The sequence below is a fragment of the Sediminibacterium roseum genome (assembly GCF_009939005.1).
GTDB lineage: Bacteria > Bacteroidota > Bacteroidia > Chitinophagales > Chitinophagaceae > Sediminibacterium > Sediminibacterium roseum.
The window spans coordinates 937,983-957,754 of sequence record NZ_JAACJS010000002.1; the positions used below are offsets into that span (position 1 = coordinate 937,983).

The 19,772-nt window shown below is 45.9% G+C and carries 14 protein-coding genes; 13 read left to right on the top strand and 1 reads right to left on the bottom strand.

Translation table 11 applies throughout. From position 1 onward, the window contains the following. Positions 1 to 8: 8 nt before the first annotated feature. The 7 genes from GWC95_RS04160 (at position 9) to GWC95_RS04190 (ending at position 9,771) form a co-directional block, all read left to right on the top strand. Positions 9 to 2,135, top strand: a complete 2,127-nt coding sequence (locus GWC95_RS04160; protein WP_161817400.1) for a bi-domain-containing oxidoreductase — start codon at positions 9 to 11, stop codon at positions 2,133 to 2,135. Next, entirely contained in the window at positions 2,132 to 3,229 is a 1,098-nt protein-coding gene (gene wecB, locus GWC95_RS04165; RefSeq protein ID WP_161817401.1) for a non-hydrolyzing UDP-N-acetylglucosamine 2-epimerase, read from the top strand. Before GWC95_RS04160 ends, wecB begins: the two co-directional genes overlap by 4 nt. Further along, a complete protein-coding gene (locus GWC95_RS04170) occupies positions 3,169 to 4,791 on the top strand; it encodes an alginate lyase family protein (RefSeq protein WP_317164078.1) in 1,623 nt (540 codons plus the stop codon). Before wecB ends, GWC95_RS04170 begins: the two co-directional genes overlap by 61 nt. A gap of 40 nt (positions 4,792 to 4,831) precedes the next feature. Next, positions 4,832 to 5,899: an acyltransferase family protein gene (locus tag GWC95_RS04175; RefSeq protein WP_161817403.1), complete on the top strand. Its 1,068-nt coding sequence runs from the start codon at positions 4,832 to 4,834 to the stop codon at positions 5,897 to 5,899. Between the two features lie 44 nt (positions 5,900 to 5,943). Further along, positions 5,944 to 7,143 (top strand): UDP-N-acetylglucosamine 4,6-dehydratase, encoded by a 1,200-nt coding sequence (locus tag GWC95_RS04180; RefSeq protein ID WP_161817404.1) that lies wholly within the window; start codon positions 5,944 to 5,946, stop codon positions 7,141 to 7,143. Between the two features lie 44 nt (positions 7,144 to 7,187). Further along, positions 7,188 to 8,366, top strand: coding sequence for a glycosyltransferase family 4 protein (locus tag GWC95_RS04185; RefSeq protein WP_161817405.1), 1,179 nt, complete (start codon positions 7,188 to 7,190; stop codon positions 8,364 to 8,366). A gap of 124 nt (positions 8,367 to 8,490) precedes the next feature. Continuing rightward, complete coding sequence (locus GWC95_RS04190; protein ID WP_161817406.1) at positions 8,491 to 9,771, top strand: hypothetical protein; 1,281 nt, start codon at positions 8,491 to 8,493, stop codon at positions 9,769 to 9,771. A 17-nt stretch (positions 9,772 to 9,788) separates the two neighbouring features. Here GWC95_RS04190 and GWC95_RS04195 read toward each other — a convergent pair whose 3' ends face one another. Then, positions 9,789 to 10,901 (bottom strand): MraY family glycosyltransferase, encoded by a 1,113-nt coding sequence (locus GWC95_RS04195; protein ID WP_161817407.1) that lies wholly within the window; start codon positions 10,899 to 10,901, stop codon positions 9,789 to 9,791. A gap of 278 nt (positions 10,902 to 11,179) precedes the next feature. On the opposite strand from GWC95_RS04195, the gene GWC95_RS04200 reads away from it, so the two are divergent. From GWC95_RS04200 to GWC95_RS04225, 6 genes are all read left to right on the top strand, one after another. Further along, complete coding sequence (locus GWC95_RS04200; protein ID WP_161817408.1) at positions 11,180 to 13,618, top strand: polysaccharide biosynthesis/export family protein; 2,439 nt, start codon at positions 11,180 to 11,182, stop codon at positions 13,616 to 13,618. An 89-nt stretch (positions 13,619 to 13,707) separates the two neighbouring features. Further along, positions 13,708 to 14,754 (top strand): hypothetical protein, encoded by a 1,047-nt coding sequence (locus tag GWC95_RS04205; protein ID WP_161817409.1) that lies wholly within the window; start codon positions 13,708 to 13,710, stop codon positions 14,752 to 14,754. Next, the gene (locus GWC95_RS04210) at positions 14,744 to 16,432 is read left to right on the top strand and encodes a capsule assembly Wzi family protein (RefSeq protein ID WP_161817410.1); all 1,689 of its coding nucleotides are present in this window, start codon (positions 14,744 to 14,746) and stop codon (positions 16,430 to 16,432) included. The genes GWC95_RS04205 and GWC95_RS04210 overlap by 11 nt, the downstream gene beginning before the upstream one ends. 8 nt (positions 16,433 to 16,440) lie before the next feature. Then, positions 16,441 to 18,075, top strand: a complete 1,635-nt coding sequence (locus tag GWC95_RS04215) for a capsule assembly Wzi family protein (protein ID WP_161817411.1) — start codon at positions 16,441 to 16,443, stop codon at positions 18,073 to 18,075. 303 nt (positions 18,076 to 18,378) lie between these two features. Next, positions 18,379 to 18,996 carry a glycosyltransferase family 9 protein gene (locus GWC95_RS04220; protein ID WP_161817412.1) on the top strand — a complete coding sequence of 206 codons (618 nt, stop codon included), beginning with the start codon at positions 18,379 to 18,381 and terminating at the stop codon, positions 18,994 to 18,996. After that, the gene (locus GWC95_RS04225) at positions 18,989 to 19,708 is read left to right on the top strand and encodes a glycosyltransferase family 25 protein (RefSeq protein WP_161817413.1); all 720 of its coding nucleotides are present in this window, start codon (positions 18,989 to 18,991) and stop codon (positions 19,706 to 19,708) included. Before GWC95_RS04220 ends, GWC95_RS04225 begins: the two co-directional genes overlap by 8 nt. Positions 19,709 to 19,772 lie beyond the last annotated feature (64 nt).

Sequence of the window (19,772 nt, forward strand, 5' to 3'; positions counted from 1 at the left end):
ACACAACTATGTTACAGATCATACAGGACCTTAAAAACGGAAATACAATATTAGAAGAGATTCCGGCACCGCTCGTGAGAAAAGGAACGGTGCTGATCAAAACGCATCGCTCGCTGGTGAGCCTAGGTACCGAAAAAATGCTGGTGGAGTTCGGCAAGGGTAATATCATCAGCAAGGCGCGTCAGCAACCCGAAAAAGTAAAACAGGTATTGGATAAGATAAAGACAGAAGGATTGTTCCCAACATTGGAAGCTGTATTTAACAAGCTTGATGAACCTATGCCGCTGGGTTATTGCAATGCAGGTGAAGTGATCGCAGTAGGTGAGGGCGTATCGGGGTTTGCAGTTGGCGACAGGGTGGCGAGTAACGGGCACCATGCAGAGATCGTATGCATACCGCAAAACCTCGTGGTAAAAATACCAGACAACGTATCATATGAAGACGCTTCTTTTACTGTAATAGGAGCCATCGGTTTGCAGGGGATAAGACTTGTTAATCCTTCTATGGGAGAAACCGTAGTAGTGATTGGGTTGGGATTGATCGGCCTCATCACTGCAGAACTCCTGCTCATGAACGGATGCGAAGTGGTCGGTTTTGATTTCGACAACAAGAAGGTAGACATAGCAAGGGAAAAAGGAATAAAGGCTTTTAACGCCGCGCAGGTTGATCCCGTAAAAACAGTGGAATCACTTACTGCCGACATAGGCGCAGATGCAGTCATTATCACCGCGTCAACCAAAAGCAATGATGTCATCAGCCAGGCGGCGCAGATGAGCAGGAAAAGAGGAAGGATTGTGTTGGTTGGGGTAATCGGGCTGGACATCAAGAGAGCGGATTTTTATAAGAAGGAACTCAGCTTCCAGGTATCCTGTTCATACGGCCCCGGGAGGTATGATGAGGAATACGAGCAGAAAGGCATCGATTATCCTATCGGCTTTGTGCGGTGGACCGAGAAAAGAAATTTCGAAACCGTTCTTTCGGCCATCTCGAAACAACAACTCAAGGTAAATCCGCTGATTACCGAGCGGATAGCGCTGCCGGATTACCGCGTTATCTATGACAATATGGGGGGCGGATCCATTGCTTCCATACTTGAGTATCCAGTAACATCTGCATGTGTCTCACCAGTTGTGGCGGTTAAGTCGTACGGGCAAAAGCCTTCAAGCGGTATCATCGGTATAATCGGCGCGGGAAATTTCACAAAGATGACCGTAATGCCTGCCCTTAAAAAGGCAGGGGCGCACTACAAGTACATTTCCAGTGCAGGAGGCTTAACGGCAAAAGCGCTTGCTAAAAAATACAATTTCGAATACAGCACAACAGACTACAGGGAAATATTGAAAGATTCGGAAGTGGATCTCGTGATGATCACCACACGCCACAACCTGCATGCATCGATGGTAAATGAATCGCTAAAGGCAGGAAAAAATGTATTTGTAGAAAAACCGCTTGCCATAACGAAAAACGAACTGGAAGAAATTATAAACACGTTTAAAACACTGCCACAACCGCTGTCGGTAACAGTGGGTTTCAACAGGCGTTTTTCACCATTTGTACAAAAAGCAAAAAAATTGATTGGCGATGCGCCGGTGAACATGATTGCGACCGTAAATGCAGGATTTATTCCGCCTGAGGTGTGGGTGCAGGATTTGCTGGTAGGCGGCGGGCGGATCATAGGCGAAGCCTGTCATTTTATTGATATGATGATATTCATGGCCGGTAGTAAAGTGAAAGCGGTTGTAATGAGCGCCTTGGGGAAGAACCCTGCCGGCAATACCGATAATGCGATCATTACATTGCAGTTCGAGAATGGCTCCCAGGGTGTGATCAATTATTTTTCAAATGGGAACAAAGCCTATGCAAAAGAACGCGTTGAGGTCTACAGCCAGGGCCGGATCCTGATCGTTGATAACTTCAGGAAATTGACAGGATTCGGGTTCAGCGGCTTTTCGTCTATGTCCGGCACACTCGATAAAGGACACAAGGCGCAATTCGCACAATTAATCGACTCGGTAAAATCAGGCGGAGCCGTGCTCATTCCGTTTGAGGAATTGGTAAATACCACCCGGGCATCTTTTGCAGCGCTGGAAAGTTTACAAAAAGGCTCATGGATAAAAGTTGATACCACCATATGAAAATAACATTGATCGCGGGTGCACGCCCCAATTTTATGAAAATAGCGCCCATTATCGACGCACTGAAAAAGCACAATGCTGCAGCCGCTGAAAAGATTGAGTACAGGCTAGTACATACCGGGCAGCATTATGATAAAAACATGAGTGAAAGCTTTTTCGATCAACTGGGCATCCCCCATCCCGATGCCAACCTCGAAAGCGGCGGTGGTACGCAGGCAGAACAAACCGGCAATATAATGGTACGCTTCGAAAAGGAGCTGATGGAAAATCCGGCAGATGTGGTACTGGTGGTGGGAGATGTTACTTCTACACTCGCCTGCTCCATTGTTGCTAAAAAACTCGGTATAGACGTGGTGCACGTGGAAGCCGGCATCCGCTCGTTCGACCTTAGCATGCCAGAAGAAATAAATCGGATGGTAACGGATGCTATTTCCGATCATTTCTTCACCACCTCCGAAACAGCAAACAACAATCTTAGAAAGGCGGGAGTGCCGGAAAACCGGATCCATTTTGTGGGTAACACAATGATAGATACATTGCTGACACACCAACCCAATTTTGTGCAACCTCCGTTTTGGAATGCATTCGGACTAACAAAGGGGAAATATATTGTAACCACACTGCATCGTCCCGCAAATGTGGATGGTGAACAGAAATTGAAAACACTTGTCGATACAATTATCGAGTGTGCGGGTGATCTTCCGGTTGTGTTTCCTGTACATCCACGAACGGCGAAGAACCTGCAGAGCCTTGGTATCCAGACTTCAAATCTTTTCATGGTTGAACCGATGCCCTACCTCGAATTTAATTACCTGGTGCAGTATGCTAAAGCGGTGATCACCGACAGCGGCGGCATCACAGAAGAAACAACGGTGATGCATGTACCGTGCATTACACTTCGTAACAATACTGAAAGACCAGAGACGATCGAAGTTGGTACCAATGAATTGATCGGTACCGATCCACAGAATCTTTACCCCGCTTTCCAAAAACTGGTGAGCGGAAACTGGAAAAAAGGCTCGATCCCTGACCTGTGGGATGGAAAGACTTCCGGTCGGATCGTTTCAACATTGGTAAACATTTACAGCAAGTGACTGCATCCGTGCTGCGCCTTTTTCAAACGCTGCGTCACCTCCGGATTCGCCAGGTGTTGTACCAGTGCTGGTATCGGGCCAGGCGGCCTTATATTAAGCTGATCAGCTATACGCACTATCTGGATCACCCGATATCTCCGCTCCCTTGCTGTGATACCGGAGAACTGATCCCCTACCGCAACAGGTACCAGGGCCTGAATAAATTCTGTTTCCTTTCGCTTGGACATTCTTTTGAGGGCAACATCGATTGGAATTTTTCCGGGCACGGAAAATTGTGGAACTACAACCTGCAATATTTCGATTACCTGCACGATCCGTTGATAACACACGAGGAAAAGCAGCGACTGATCCTTTCTTTTTGTGATGGATTGCTTTCAGGTGCAATCCCGCCCGAACCCTACCCGGTATCTTTGCGTATTGTTAACTGGCTTTTTTATTACAGTAAAACAGGATGGAAGAATGCGCTGTTTCACAAGTGCATAAGACTGCAGGTAGGGTACCTTGAAAATAACCTGGAATTCCACATCCTCGCAAACCACTTGCTTGAAAATTATATTGCATTGTATTTTTCAGGCATCACGCTTGGCGATGTCAAACTCGTGGAAAAAGCTTCGAAGGGCCTGGACGAACAATTAGATGAGCAGGTGCTTGCGGATGGCGGTCATTACGAAAGTTCACCAATGTACCAAAGCATTCTTTTGTCCAAACTCATCCTGTTGTACAGGCAGGCCGGGGCGCACGGTCGTGAACGACTTTTTAACCCGATCCGCAACATGTTGGGTTGGTTACAGACCTTTGTTTTCCGGGACGGGAAATGGGCGCATGTAAACGATGCAACAGAAGGAATCGCACCAGAAGCTGCGCAACTCATAGAAGCCGCCCACGATTCTGGTCTCGTGCCCGCGCTAACAAAAATCGAACATTCGGGTTATCGGCGTTACAATTGCGGGCATTTTGAATTGGTTTTCGATGCGGGCAATATCATGCCGCCTTATCAACCTGGTCATGCGCATGCCGACATGCTTTCCCTGTGTTTACAATACAGGAACAAACCCATACTTGTTGATACGGGCTTAAGTACTTACCAGGATAATCAAAGGAGAAACACGGAACGCGGAACGCCGTCGCACAATACCGTTTCGATAGGAAACAAAAACCAGTCGGATGTTTGGTCGGCTTTCCGTGTCGGCCGCCGCGCAAAACTCACCGTCCTGGAAGAAACGGAACGCAGCATTACCGCTGCGCACAACGGGTACCGGGCACTGGGGATCACCCATACCCGGCAGCTTCGCTTCGACGAACAGCAGGTATCTGTAGACGATCGTCTTTCTGCTGCCAGTGAAAACGCTATTGCATTCTTTCACTTCGATCACAACCTGAAGATCGAAGTAGTAAACAACCGTGCAACGGTTGCGGAGGGCGGGCCGGTCTTTGAGTTTTCGGGCCACAGCTCTATCCAAATATTATCTTACAAACAATCGCTCAGGTACAATGAGTTTGTTGACGCCCCATTGCTCGCAATAAAATTTGAACAGAACCTCCGCACGTTGATCAGGACATAATGCCTTCAACGAAAGCTTTCACAGCGTTCGCAACCAACATATGAGCAACCACGAAATCACAAGTAGAAAAAGCTACATCAATAATTTTGACCTGATCCGTTTGTTTGCGGCCATGCAGGTTGCGTTCGCGCATTCAGTATCACACCTGTCGCTCGATTTTCCTCTTGTAGCATCCATGCTCAATTATTTCCAGGGTGTTCCTATCTTTTTTGGGATATCGGGATTTTTGATCACCTCATCGTACATCCGCAATCCATCCCTAAAAAAATACGCACGCAACCGGGCAATTCGGATATTCCCCGCAATGTGGGTCTGCCTTGCAATGACCATCGTATTGCTGCTGGTTTTTCATATCATCGATTTCCACGCACTCTTCTCGTTTCCCATGATAAGGTGGATAGCGTGTCAGGTAACCTTCCTGCAATTTTATACCCCAGACTTCCTAAGAAGCTGGGGAACAGGTACGCCCAACGGCAGTTTATGGACCATCGCTGTTGAGTTACAGTTTTACATACTGCTTCCATTGTTACTGGTTGCGGAAAAAAAACTCAATGTAAAGGCCTGGATAGCGCTTCTGCTGACTTTAATGCTCATTTCCATCCTTGCAGGCAATCGTTTTGAAACGATGGATCAGGAAAATGTATATACTAAACTGTTCCATGTAACCATCGTTCCTTATTTTCATTTCTTCTGTCTTGGCATACTTTCAGCGCTGTATTGGGAAAAGATCAAGAAGTTTTTCGAGAACAAAGCCTATCTGTGGTTCGCGGCGTACGTCCTTTTTTGCGCCTTTTTTGGCGCATGGCTGAAATGGTTCAACCCTAGCTATTATTTAAATTTGTACGGATGGATCGCTAATTTGCTGTTGTGGGGATGTATCGTTTCAGCAGCTTATACACGTATACATCTTTCGGATAAGTTACTTAAGAGAAACGATATTTCTTACGGAGTGTATATTTACCATATGCTGGTGGTCAATTCCCTGATAAGCATGAACATTGACAACCTACCGAAGATATTCGTCCTTGCCATCGCCCTGGGAGCCACCGTATTGCTGGCCCTGCTCTCATGGAAACTAGTGGAGCAGCCGGTATTGAGGAGAAAATAATAGCGGGCCCGACCTACTGAAAACTACAACATAAAATTTAACCGATGAACACTGACAGGTTTATACAACAGTATCTGGGACGAAAAGAGAGCATGTTCGCTGCGGATCTCCGCAATCAGCACGAGGTACTTTCCAGCAACATCAAGGGGAAAAAGATAATGGTGATCGGCGGTGCGGGCACCATCGGCTCTTCCTTTATCAAAGCTGCGCTCGTATTCGAACCAGCGATGGTGGTTGTGATCGATAGCAATGAAAATGGACTGACCGAACTGGTGCGCGATCTGCGCAGCACCGCCGGCCAGTTCGTACCCGCGGATTTTTATACCTACCCGCTCTCGTTCGACCAACTTGCCTTTACGAAATTATTCCGTTTTTATGGCCCCTTCGATATTGTTGCCAATTTCGCCGCACACAAACACGTGCGAAGTGAAAAGGATGTGTTTTCAATAGAGGCGCTGCTGGAAAACAATGTGATGAAAGCCAAGGGTCTTCTCGACCTGCTATTGGAAAACCCACCCGCGCATTTTTTCTGTGTGTCTACCGACAAGGCAGCCAACCCGGTCAACATCATGGGTGCGAGCAAAAAAATGATGGAGGAGCTGATCCTTTCTTATTCGGATGCCTTCAAAACATCCACCGCGCGTTTTGCCAATGTTGCGTTCTCAAACGGGAGCCTACTGGACGGATTTTTAAAACGGATCGAGAAAGAACAACCGCTTTCCTGCCCGCAGGATGTAACCCGGTTTTTTGTGTCGCCGCAGGAGTCGGGCCAGATTTGCCTGATGGCATGCATTCTTGGAAAAAGCGGCGAAATATTTTTCCCAAAACTGGATATGGAAAAGGACCTGGTCAATTTTGCCGACATACTTCCTCCCCTGCTGAAACAACTGGGGTATACACTGCACACCTGTGCAACCGAAGAAGAAGCGCGCTTTTCAACCTCATTGATCGCAGAAGGAAAATATCCCGTTTATTTTTTTAAAACAGATACATCGGGAGAAAAACTATACGAAGAGTTTTATACAGAAGCAGAGGTGTACGACCTTAACAGGTTCCATGCATTGGGAGTGATCGATAAAAAAACGTTTCACGACAGAATCAGTTTCGCCTCGGTTATCACTGAATTGAAGGAATTACTGGCGAGACCGGATACACAGAAAACTCATATTGTAGCCTGGCTGAAAAAATACATACCCGAATTCGATCATATCGAAACGGGACTTGGCCTCGACAAGAAAATGTAAAGGCTTCAACAACAACATCTATTGACAATTAAACAAAAGACTGCTTGAGAAGGATACTTTATTTTACGTTTTATTTTGAACCTGATCTTTGTGCAGGATCGTTTCGTAACACGCCGCTTGTTTATGAACTGGCCAAACAGTTGAATGAGGATGATGAGATCACAGTAATCACTACCTATCCCAATCGTTACAACACGTTTAAAGTATCGGCACCTTTGTTCGAAAAAAAAGCAAACATCACCATTCACCGCATTACGATACCTGAACACAAAAGCGGTTTTACTGATCAGATCTTTTCTTTCAGGACATTTTACCGTGAGGCGAAGAAGATCGCGAAAAAAGAGCATTACGACCTGGTGTATGCCTCGTCGAGCCGCCTTTTTAGTGCGTTCTTGGGATACAGGATAGCCAGGTCGCGGAAACTTCCCCTTTACCTTGATATCAGGGATATTTTTATTGATACTATGGATGATGTGCTCGGCAACCGGCTTCTCAAATTTTTTATAATGCCCGAACTTCGCTGGATCGAGCGAAAGGTGTTTTCCTATGCAACACACATTAACCTCGTATCCGCAGGTTTCATCTCTTATTTCAATAAATACAAAAAGCCCGCTTATTCAGTGTTCTCAAACGGGGTGGATGATGAATTCGCATCACTGCCGTCAAGCCCTCCATCGGATCGTGTGATAAAAAAGATCCTGTATGCGGGGAACATTGGGGAAGGACAGGGATTGCACATCATCATTCCCCAGGCGGCGCGCCAACTGGAAGGGAAATATGAATTTGTAGTGGTGGGCGATGGCGGTACGAAAAATAAATTGGTGGAGGAACTGGAGCGGCTGCAGGTAAAAAATGTACGGCTCTTCGCCCCCGTGAGACGAAAGGAGTTGATGGAGATGTATCTCGACAGCGATTTTCTTTTCATCCACCTTAATAACTACGAAGCATTTAAAAAGGTACTGCCGTCAAAAGTATTTGAAATGGCCGCTTATGATAAGCCTGTGATCGCCGGTGTTGGCGGTTATGCGGGCGAATTTGTAAAAGAGCACGTAGCCAATTCAATCGTGTTTGAACCAGGCGATTGTGCTTCACTGGTTGAGCAGCTTTCGCATTATACGTACCGGCATGAAAAACGCGATGATTTCATTGCACGGTTCCGGAGATCCAGGTTGATCCGCGAAATGGCCGCGTCGATTGCCAGCTATCTGCCTCCCAGGAGTTAACGATTCATTGAGATACGTTATCTTATGGTAAGTTAATGACTAGCAATGGCTTTTGTGTAATATATTTGGTGAAAATGGTTTGAGGACCGCTCAGCGGATCCTTTCATAAAAAAATGTCGAGCATATGCAACCTTCCATCCTGATTGGACTGAATGAGATCAATTTTGCTTTCATTGAAAAATACATAGCGAAGGGTGAATTACCCACCTTTAAAAAAATATTTGAGGAGTACGGTTATGCGCGTACAACCTCAGAATCACGGTATGAGCTGCTCGAACCCTGGATCCAGTGGGTAAGCATCCATACAGGTAAAGCTTATGATGAACACGGGGTATTCAGGCTTGGAGACATAGTAGACCGCCCCGATCTGAAACAACTGTGGGAAATAGCCGAGGAAAAAGGGTTGCGTGTAGGCGCCGTTTCACCATTCAATGCACGTAACAGTTTAAAAAAACCTTGCTTTTTTGTTCCCGATCCATGGACGGTTACAGATGCCTCTGGAACCAAATTGGTCAGGGAGTTGTCGGCAGCAGTTTCAAAAGCGGTCAACAACAACGCGAATAACAAACTCGACAAAAAGGCGGCCATCGTGCTGTTGAAAGGATTTCTGTCTTTTGTTCCGGTAAAGCGTTATCCCGCGTACCTCAAACTAATGCTCAACATACGCAGGAAAGCCACCAGAGCCGCGATTCTCGATAACATCCTTTCAGATGTATTCATCGCTTTATGGAAAAAGTATAAACCTGATTTCTCATCGCTGTTCCTTAACTCCGGTGCGCACGAACAACATCATTACATGTTCAATTCAGGCGTATACGAGGGCCAGTTGAAAAATCCTGACTGGTATATAAAAAGCGATGAAGACCCGGTGCTGGATATCCTGAAAGAATACGATGCGGTCATGGCAAAAATGCTCAAGCTGAACTGCAGGTTGTTCGTTGCCACGGGGCTCCACCAAAATCCGCATTTGCACGATACCTATTACTGGAGACTCAACGACCACAAAGCATTCCTGGATTTACTGCAGATCCCGTATGCCGAGATCAATCCACGAATGTCGCGCGACTTCCTTATCGTTTGTAAGAACAATAAATCAGCTCTTGAAACGCAAGAAAAGCTGCAGAAAGTAACCTTGAATGGAATACCGGTATTTACGATCGATAACAGGGAAAGTTCGCTCTTCGTTGAACTTACCTACGACCGGAATGTTTCGAAAAATGATATGATACAACTGGATGGAAAAGACACGAATGTTGACCTGCATGATTACGTGTCGTTTGTTGCCATCAAAAATGGTGAGCACGACCAGGAAGGGTACTTTATCGATACTGCAAAGAAATACAACCGCGATGACGAGATGAAAGTGACGAAGGTATTTGATGAGATTACCGCCTCTTTCAACTGAGTTCGGCCGTGGGGAGATCAGTTGTTTTTGCCAAAAGAGGATAGTTTTTCATCGTGGCCGATCTTCTCATCGATGGGAAGTACATTGGCATTCCTTCGTTCAGACTTCGAGAGGTTCCAGAAGAAAAAGTTCGTAATAACGGAAAAGAGGACCAGGAAACTGATCAATTGGGCGTTGCCGATGTTTTGGAAAACAAGTGCTGCCGAAATAAAAATGATATTGGTGAGTACGATGATGCCGGTGGTCTGCATATGTGTAAAGCCCATATTAATAAACCTGTGATGGAGGTGATTGCTGTCGGCCACAAAAGGTGAGCGGCCTCTCAGCGCGCGGAACATGAAAACCCTGACTGTATCAACAATAGGAACCAGTAGAATTGCGAAAGCGATAGATGGGGCGGCAGGGAAAAAAGAGCCCGGACCTTTGTTCAATTCCACGAAACGTACGCAGAACATAGATAACATAAAGCCCACCAAAAGCGAACCCGTATCGCCCATAAACGTTTTGGCAGGGGAGATGTTGTAATACAGGAAACCGATCAATGAACCTGCAAACCCGATTGCCAACAGGCATTCGCCCTGGCGCTTCATCATAAAAAAGAAAACAGCAAAGGCCAGGGATCCTATCAATCCCAATGAACCCGCAAGTCCGTCAATTCCATCTATAAGATTGATGGCATTGTAAATAAAAATATTTATTAGTATGGTCACGAGAATGCTTAATGGATAGCTGATTTCCGTAACGCCGAACAATCCATGGAAACTCGTAAAACGCAAATCGCCCAGGAAAGCAAGAATAGCGGCCGCGGCGATCTGGGCAAGGAATTTTTTGGTGGGTCCGAGGCCAACCAGGTCATCTTTTAAGCCGATCGCAAAAATGATGAGGCTTGCTGCTACGAAACAATTAAAATAGGGCAGATCTCCTAAAGGGATCACGAGCGAGGCCGAAAACATGAACGCGCAGTAAATACCTACGCCACCCAGGTTAGGCGTTTTATAAATATGTATCTTTCTTTCTTCCGAAGGTTCATCAAATAAATGCTTTTCCCTCGCTATAGAGATAACGGAACGGATACATATCATTGTTCCCAATAAGGCCGTCAGAAATAGTATTACAGCAATGATCAGCATACGGTAAGATTGCACTCTTTTGATTACGTCCTGGTAAGCAACCGTGCAAAAGTATTAAAAATTAGGCACCGGATGCTAAAGCAGTTAAATTTACTTGCATATTACCCCGCCTGATTTTAAAATCCGGTTAAACATTGCTTTCTTTATTAAAAAGAGCTGTTAAGTTAATATTGGTCCGATCGTGCTAATCCTGCTAAAAAGAAGTATTAAACGGCCAGCGGGAGATACAGTAACAGAAACCCTTCAACTTCGCTATCTTTGCACCCAAAAATCCGGTAATGAAATGTGCTTTTAAAGGTTTAATGGTGGTTCTATTGGTGGCAATGCAGTTCACGGCCGGTGCCCAATTGCCCGTAAGTGTTGAAAATCTGACCGACGAGCAGCTGATGCAACTCGTCTCCAAATACCAGCTCAGCGGTCTTTCTGAAGTAGAGCTGGATGCAAAGGCCAGGGAATATGGCATACCCTCAGACCAAGTATTGATTCTGAAGAAAAGGCTTGCCGTATTGCAGGGAAGTGGTGGGCTTACGGGCGAAAACACCTCGTTCAACAACAAGACAAATTCTTATGTATTGCGCGACAAAGTATTTACAAAAGGCCCATCCCGCAAGGAAGACTCACTGGGTATCCTCAATGTTTTCGGGTCTGAGATCTTCGATAACGCAGACCTGAGTTTTGAACCCAACCTAAATATCGCTACACCTGCCAATTACGTGATTGGGGTGAACGACCAGCTGGTGATCGATGTTTACGGGGTTTCTGATAATACCTCAAAACTAAAAGTGACCACGGAAGGAGATATCCGTTTCCCAAAATATGGGCCGATCAAAGTAGCGGGACTTACCGTTGACGAAGCGCGGGTAAAGATCAAAAATGCGCTTACGCGTATATATCCGGGCATTGCAAGCGGGTCGGTACACGTACAGGTCGCGATCGGGCAAACCCGGAGTATCCAGGTAAGTTTGATTGGAGAAGTAAGGAAACCCGGCAGGTATACATTATCGGCGTTGGCTACCTTAATGACTGCTTTGTATGCTTCGGGCGGGCCAAACGATATAGGCACGCTGCGGAATGTAGAACTGGTACGAAACGGCAAATTGATCGTTAGCTTCGACCTGTATGATTTTATCATGAAAGCAGACCTGAGCAAAAACATTTTGTTGCAGGATGATGATGTGATCAGGATAAAACCTTATGAGACCCGTGTTGCCCTGAGGGGGGCAGTAAAAAAACAGGCACTCTTCGATGTGAAACCGGGTGAAAGTGCAGCAGACATCCTTGCCTATGCAGGAGGCTTCGCCGACATCGCATTTAAGGAAATGTTACGGGTAACCCGTCTCGGCCAGTCCAGCAAGGAAATCATTTCGGTGAAGGGAAACGCCCTTGCCAAATTCATCTTTCAATCGGGTGATACACTTGCTGTAGACAAGCTCTCCAATTTATATGCAAACAGGGTAATTGTTACCGGTTCGGTGTACCATCCCGGTGCGTATGGCATTGCACAAATACCCAGCCTCCAGGAATTGTTAACGATCGCCCGGCCGCGTGAAGAAGCTTATTACGACAGGGCCCTGTTGCGCCGCTATAAACCTGATTATACTTCCTCTATTATCAACTTCAATGTGCGTGATGCATTGAATGGAACATTTACGCTAAAGCTCGAAAGAGAAGATTCCATTCATATTTATGTGCGTGATGAGCTGCGCGAGAAATATACCGTAACGATAAACGGCGAGGTGAACAACCCGGGCGTTTATGCTTTTTCGGAAAATATGACCGCACAGGATGTCGTACTGTTAGCGAATGGTTACCGCGAAGGAGCATCATTGCAGAAAATTGAGATATCCCGTCGTTTAAAAACAGATGGGAGGGACAGCGATACATCCCTTTATTCAGTGATCAAAGAGATCAATCTTGCAAACGCAGGCACTTCAGATCTCGAATTCAAATTGAACCCATTTGATGTTATTTCGGTACGGAAATCAAGTACCTATAAAGAACAGATCAACGTAACCGTTGAAGGAGAGGTCCGCTACCCCGGTAAATATACATTGTCTGCAAGCAATGAACGCATCTCGGATATCATTAAACGGGCCGGCGGATTAAAATCCAATGCATTTACGGATGGTGCGCGGTTGATCAGGAATGTTTATGTAGGCATCTCACAATCTGATGCTTCGCTGCTCGCTACCAAGGCAAACCTGATTAACAAACAAAGCGGACGCGTAGTCGCGCCAAGCGCTGTCAACGACAGCGTACTCGTGAATACGCTTTCAGACCAACAGCAGCTGGTGAGTATCCGCCTGACAGAGGCCCTGACGAACCCGGGCTCGAAAGATGACCTGTTCCTTGAAGAAGGCGATATACTTAAGATCCCGAAAACGATCCAGACGATACAAACCTTCGGGATGGTGAATGTTCCCAAACAGATCATTTTTCACCCCGGTTTAACGTTCAAGGATGCCATATTGGAATCAGGTGGATTTTCTGTAAATGCATCGCGCAGGCACGCTTATGTTGTTTATCCGAATGGTGAAGTAACACCTACGCGTAACTTCCTGTTCTTTCGCTCCTATCCACGTTTAAAAACAGGCGCTGAAATATATGTGCCGGCAAAATCGGAACGAAAAAAACTAACTACGGGCGAAACAATAGGACTGATATCCGGATTAACCTCAGTTCTGGGACTTGTGGTAATCCTGGTCAACACTAAATAACAAACATCATTGTTGCACGAAACCGGTGCGATGATTTTTAGCCCGGCTGATTCATTCAATAGAAGCAAACCTTTATGCAAACAGTTAAAATGTCAGATCTTTTGGATGCCATCGGGCGTATGGTACGTTTTGCAGCCAGGCATTTTTTTAAGGGGGTCTGCATTCTGATCGCTTTTGTTCTTTTGGGAACTGGGTACTATTTTATTCAGAAACCGGCTTATAAGTCGACGGTTAATTTTATTCTCGATGAAAAAGGCTCATCCATGGGTGGAGGGCTTGCCGGACTGGCATCACAGTTCGGGCTTGATCTTGGCTCGATGAGCGGTAGTTCGGGTATGCTGGCGGGCGATAATATTCTTGACATTTTAAAATCACGTTCCGTGATGGAGACGGTGCTGCTGACAAAAGTGGACAGCACAAAAGGGCAGGAGTCAGAAACGCTTGCAGACCGTTACCTCGATTTCTCGCATCTGAAACAGAAATGGGCAAGGAAAGGTGAGGCTGGTTTAAGCAATATAGATTTTTCAAAATTAAAAAACGACAATGCATCGAAGCACACGATTCTCCAGGATAGTGTGCTTTTTGTTCTGTTCGAACGACTGAAGAAGAAGCATGTGAAAGCCGACAGGTTGAATAAAAAAGGTTCAATCATTACGGTGAATACGGTTGCCGAGGACCAGGTTTTCTCCAAGTTATTTTCAGAGCGTTTGGTAGACGAAACACGTAAACTGTACATTTCTGTAAAAACATCCGTTTCCGCCGCCAACATCAACCGCCTGCAGTCAAGGGCCGATTCTTTACAAAAGGTCATGAATTTCAAATCCTACCAAACCGCATCCCTCCAGATCGTCGATGCCAATACCGCTTTCAAAGCCGAAGCTGTACCTGCAGAAGTTACACAACGCGACAGGATGGTAACTTATGCAATCTATACCGAGGTTATGAAAAACCTCGAAGCGAGCCGGATGGCGATGGCAAATCAAACTCCGGTTATACAGATATTGGATTCGTCAAAATATCCATTGGAAAATGAAAAGTCAACATTTTTGATGATACTGATGCTGAGCATAGTGGCTGGTTTGCTTGTATGTGGGGCCTTTATTTTTTTATTTTATCCAAGAAGTCATGCAATATAAAAAACGTAATTATTCATCATTGGTTTCATTGGCTGGTAAGCGGATCCTGCTTGTCGTGCTGCTTGCCGGGTTATCGGGCATGCATACTGCCATGGCGCAGCTGTCTGTTCCGGTTGGGATGACAGGCTTTGATGATCAATTACGCATCCTTCAGCTGCAAGGAAAGCTGGGCATTGATCATTCGCTGATGGCGCGGCCTTTTTTTGCAGATCGTTCTATTACAATGGATAGCATTTTCCACATGGTAGATGGTAAGGTGAGCTACCCCTCTTCCCATAAAGCGTTCATGAATGGAAAAGTAAATGCGGCATTGCTACCCCTAAGCCTGTATACCAAATTCAACAGCGACCATCCCTATTCCTGGAACCAGCCGGGTTTTATACAGGCAAAAGGATTGCAAACCCTTGTTTCAACCGGAGTGTATGCATCCGCAGGTTGGTTTAGTGTACAGCTAAAACCTGAACTGGTGCTTGCAAACAATCCGATGTTTCCACACAACAGCAACTGGGGAGCGCCTACCACAGGAAATTACCGGAAGGTTTTTATGGGGCAATCCGCGGTGAGGCTCACCAAGGCCGGTGTGTCGCTGGGTTTGTCAACAGAAAACATCTGGTGGGGCCCGGGTGTTCATAACTCATTACTTATGAGCAGTAATGCTCCTGGGTTTTTACACGCAACCTTTAATACGGTCAAACCCATACAAACAGCGATCGGAAATTTTGAGTGGCAGTTGATCTCCGGCAAACTAACAGAAGACACCTCCTTATTGCTGGAAAACAAATCCTTGACCACCCGGTATTACAACCCCGCAAACTACGACGGGTCAGGTTACTCGTGGGCTTACGACCCCAGGAAGAAATGGCGTTATTTAAACGGCATCACCTTGAGCTACAATCCCAAATGGATCAAGGGGCTCTTTCTCTCTGTAAGCCGTGTCGGGTATACTTACAAAACAAAATTGGATTCTGTCGAAGGCTATAACTTTTTCCAAAAATATTTCCCCGTGTTTTTCGGGGTCATGCGGAAAAGCTATCCTTATGGGTCGCCCAGCCAGAGTCACGACATAGGCTATAAACAGATGGCATCCCTTGCCGCGCGTTTTGTTTTTCCCAATTCACAAACCGAAGTATATGCGGAATATGGATTTGGCGATAATTTTTACAACCTGCGCGACATGAATACGGATGCCCCACACTCGAGGGCATATATCGTTGGGTTTAAAAAACTGAAAGCATTAAACAAAGGCAAATGGCTCGATATTGGCGCAGAGATCACGCATATGTCGGAGCCGGTTAACTATCTATTGCGTACCGCCGGCGACTGGTATAGTTACCAGGGTGGTTATACCAACCAGGGGCGCATCATTGGCGCCGGACTTGGCCAGGGTAACAATGCTTTTACATTGCGTGCAAATGTGCTCTCCGGGTTTTCACGGATGGGTGTGATTATACAGGGATTGCAGCACCGTCCTGTGGCTGTTGTGGGCGGCCTACCTAATTTTGGCATTCGTGAAACAAAGTGGAACGATTTTTCAATCGGAATTTCAGGCCAGAAAAAATTCAACCGGCTTATTTTAAATGCAGAACTACAAGCCGTGAACGCGAATAACTACGGATGGGAAAACGGGAACAACCGGTTTAATTTATACGGATTCTTAGCAGCGACATACTTATGGTAAAAAAATATTTGCAGACAGTTGTTTTTTTGTTGTTCATGGCAACGGGCAATGTGGCGCATGCGCAACAGGGACTATTGCAACAGGTTCAACTGGATGACTATTACAGGCGCCGGCAGATAACCGGAACGGACAGTATTCCGTATTCATTTTTTATGCAGCCTTATGCATACAGGTACAGCGATAAGTTGTACGAAACAAAAAAAGATACTTCCCTTTTGAGGTCGGTGGTTGGCTATACCATTCAGAACAACTCTTTATTGCCATACGGGTACAACGATGAAACATTGATGCCGGCATCCGGATTTCAGCAGCGAATCACGGCTGGTATTTATTTTGAAACCAAAAATTTAAGCATAAGGATCCAACCCGAATTTGTTTATGCAGCCAATACGGTTCACGATGAATTGATTCCTCCGGCAAGGGCCGACCTGGGCAATTATTTCGGAGGTTATTTCGCTATGCTCGGCAATAAGATCGATATGCCTTTCCGTTTTGGCGATGCTGCGAACAGTAAGAGCTATTGGGGCCAGTCTTCCCTACGGTACCGTTATAAATGGGTATCTGTCGGCTTATCATCTGAAAGCATGTGGTGGGGACCGGGCCGGTACAATGCCCTGATCATGGGAAATAATGCGCCGGGTTTTCTCCATGGCACCGCCAGCACCACCAGGCCTGTCAACACGCCTTTGGGACGCATAGAAGCGGAAGTTATTTACGGTGGACTCAAGGCTTCAGGGTTTGCGCCGGCTGAGTATAAAAGGATCGCACAACTCGGCTGCCCTCAATGCTATGAACCACCATTGTCTGATTCTATCAGCAAACGATACGCCGCGGGTTTTGTTTTCGCGATCAGTCCCGGCAACCTCACCAACCTGCACATCGGGCTGGCATTTATGTCTTATTTCTACCGCGATTCCAGCCTGGCGGCTTCACAACTGTCTTCTTTATTTCTGCGTTATACAATGCCAAAAGACAATGCGGAAATATACGCAGAATACGGTAGATCGGATCGGTTGATCAGCCCGTTGGATCTGTTCAAGGATTCGGTTCCCTATGCGTATACCCTTGGTATCAGGAAGATGATACCCATGCGGAACAAAAGTTTTATCAGTATCACCGGTGAGTTGACCCAGTTGGGATTGCCGAAAGCCAGGCTCATTTTTGACAGGAACAACATATTCGGACCTTCAAATCTCAATTCTTATAGTTGGTATACCAGTGCAACCATCCGGCATGGTTACACAAACGATGGCCAGGTAATGGGCGCTTCGATTGGTCCCGGCAGTAACAGCCAAACCATAGACATCGCATGGGTGCAGGCGCAGAACCAGTTGGGTTTGAAATTGCAGCGGGTTGTGCACAACACAGACTTCTATTATTACCGGTATTTCAACGGCACCATTGGCGGGGGTAATACCGATGCATCGTGGGTCGATGTTTCTGGTTCATTGTATGGACAGTTAAGTTACCGCCAGTTCCTTTTTGCAGGATCCATAGATTACCTGAAGTCGATCAATTACAAGTGGCAGAAACTCGATGGCGGTTTTGCCGAGCCGTCTTCGCTGTCGGATAAAAAGAACTTCCAGGTAAGACTGTCTGTTTTATACAACATCAACTGGATAAGCCGCATTTTTTCTGAATGACAAACGTTGACGGTTTACAGGTGATCTTTCCCTTCATATTTAAAAACGCATCTTCAATTTTCAGGAATGCATAAAAGCAAGACCGTTTTTCTATTGAGGGCTTTCGGTGACTTTGTGATTGCCATCTATGCTGCCGTTCATAATACTGTAAAGGAGCCGGTTACTTTGGTCGCATCAAAACATCTGGAACCACTTTATAACGCGCTTGCCGCGAGGCTTCCGGAAAACATTACATTGGTGTTTGAAGATTTTAAGATCAGCCACAATATTTTTAGTTGTTTTACAAACAGGTATCTTTTCAGCATGGGAGCCATAAAAGAATTGCTTGCATTGCGTGGCTACATTAAACAAAGGTCATCACCTGGTACGCGTTATTATCTGGAGAACCGGAAAAGGCGTATTCTTCCCGGTTTATTTTCGGGCAGTTTGTTTGCTTTTGTTTTTTCAGATGAAAATGCATACGAGGCATACGCGGATTTCTTTGCTGTTCATCCTGGTGCAATGGATTATCCGGCCACACCGAAAAAGCAAAGCGGCCTGAGAATACTGGTGATCGCGGATGCAAGACAAAAAGAACGCAACCTGGATGATGGCGTGATCAAAAAGATTGCAGATTATTATAAGGAAGGTGGCAATAGTGTAACAACAGCGTTCTTCAGGCAAAGAAAACCTAGTGTTACAAATGAAGTTGAGGTATACGGCGATTTTCAAACCCTGGTGGCATTGATAAAACGCTACGATATTATTGTAGGTGCCGACAGTATGCCGGTTCACCTTGCGCAATTTTTTCGAAAGCCCCACTACATCCTGCACCCTTCACATGTGAAGGACCAGTTCTTTACGCCGTTCTCGATGAAACACAAAACACATTTTACTTTTGAGGAGATCGCCTCCAGAAATTCATTTTTGCCCGATGCATGAGGAGATAAAAGGATTTGTATTAGGATCGGTTCATGAGCCTGATCGCCGGCAGAACATCGCATTGTTACGGCGAACGCTGCCTTTGCTTCAATATGAAGAAGCGATCTACCCCGCTTTTTGTAAGGTTCCTTTTGTCGATGACATCGCCGCGCGTTCACTCGAGCGTACGGGTCATTCATTGAATAAAGGAGAGATCGGCTGTTTACTCGGCCATAGGAATATCTGGAGAAAGATTGCCGCCCAACCAGATGACAAAACGATGTTCCTGGTATTGGAATCCGATAGCTGCCTGGTAGATGCCGCGATCATCAACAGGCATTTTAAAAAAATCGCAGAAGAATATGATCTTTTTTTCTGGGGCGCATGGGAAGGGCATATGAAACTGCTCCGTAGTACAAAAAGACCCTTATCCGGCGAGTATGCTGTTGGAACGCCGTATATCAAATCGGTGTATTGTACGTATGGATACTCCATCAACCGTACAGGCGCGAGGCACCTGTTGAAGCAGACAAAAAAAGTTGGCTACCCGGTGGACCAGTTCAAGCGGTTTATCCGACCCGGGGACCTGCGCATCGGGGGTGCAATGCCGGAATTGGTAAAAACAGCCGGCCGTAAAAAGAGTTATATACAGGAAAGCCGCAACAGTGTAAAAGAGTTTTTCCTTTGGTTGGCCCTTGATTTTAAAAATGCACTGATTTGTATGCTAAAATAGATGGAATAGGCACCCGTGGCCTTATTTTTGTCGCCACGCTTACATTGATGATGATAAACCAAGT

Coding starts and splice junctions, on each gene's coding strand:
- GWC95_RS04160 (WP_161817400.1), top strand. CDS start 9: ATGTTACAGATCATACAGGACCTTAAAAACGGAAATACAATATTAGAA.
- wecB (WP_161817401.1), top strand. CDS start 2,132: ATGAAAATAACATTGATCGCGGGTGCACGCCCCAATTTTATGAAAATA.
- GWC95_RS04175 (WP_161817403.1), top strand. CDS start 4,832: ATGAGCAACCACGAAATCACAAGTAGAAAAAGCTACATCAATAATTTT.
- GWC95_RS04180 (WP_161817404.1), top strand. CDS start 5,944: ATGAACACTGACAGGTTTATACAACAGTATCTGGGACGAAAAGAGAGC.
- GWC95_RS04190 (WP_161817406.1), top strand. CDS start 8,491: ATGCAACCTTCCATCCTGATTGGACTGAATGAGATCAATTTTGCTTTC.
- GWC95_RS04195 (WP_161817407.1), bottom strand. CDS start 10,901: ATGCTGATCATTGCTGTAATACTATTTCTGACGGCCTTATTGGGAACA.
- GWC95_RS04200 (WP_161817408.1), top strand. CDS start 11,180: ATGAAATGTGCTTTTAAAGGTTTAATGGTGGTTCTATTGGTGGCAATG.
- GWC95_RS04205 (WP_161817409.1), top strand. CDS start 13,708: ATGTCAGATCTTTTGGATGCCATCGGGCGTATGGTACGTTTTGCAGCC.
- GWC95_RS04210 (WP_161817410.1), top strand. CDS start 14,744: ATGCAATATAAAAAACGTAATTATTCATCATTGGTTTCATTGGCTGGT.
- GWC95_RS04220 (WP_161817412.1), top strand. CDS start 18,379: ATGGGAGCCATAAAAGAATTGCTTGCATTGCGTGGCTACATTAAACAA.
- GWC95_RS04225 (WP_161817413.1), top strand. CDS start 18,989: ATGCATGAGGAGATAAAAGGATTTGTATTAGGATCGGTTCATGAGCCT.